The sequence below is a fragment of the Paraburkholderia ginsengiterrae genome, from assembly GCF_001645125.1.
Lineage (GTDB): Bacteria > Pseudomonadota > Gammaproteobacteria > Burkholderiales > Burkholderiaceae > Paraburkholderia > Paraburkholderia ginsengiterrae.
The window spans coordinates 1-442 of sequence record NZ_LXKA01000279.1; the positions used below are offsets into that span (position 1 = coordinate 1).

Consider the following 442-nt stretch of genomic DNA (forward strand, 5'->3'; position numbering starts at 1 on the left):
ATCCCGACGTGTGGCGCGTAGCGATCACTCTGGCGATCGTCCCGAGACTGGAGACGTTGTTGAGCCTCGAAGCGGTCGAGCAGCTTGATCTCCACCGACGCGCTGGCCCGCCGGATCTCTGTCTGAAGACCCTAATCACCGCTCACCTGCTCGCCGCCGCATTCGGCCGCTTGCCGATCACCACGACCCCGCCTGCCAGTCCCAGCACGCTACCCCCCGCCAGCGCCCCCGCGAATCGCTGCGTAACCGTCCCCCACCCCGCCCGGCAGTTCGCTCTCCCTACGGCCACCAGCACCGCACACTCCCTGACCGCGCCCGCCGCCACTCGCTTCAACCGCTGACCCCCTCCCGTCGCGCCGACGCCCCACACCGCCCACCGCTACAGCACGCCTCCGCCGCCACGCTCCGCAGCCTGCGCGCACCACACCTGCACGCTCCACCC

At 70.8% G+C, this 442-nt stretch carries 1 pseudogene; it reads left to right on the forward strand.

Annotated elements, in window-relative coordinates:
• Nucleotides 1-185: pseudogene (locus tag A6V37_RS42475) on the forward strand (SulP family inorganic anion transporter); the annotation flags it as partial.
• Nucleotides 186-442: the final 257 nt, after the last annotated feature.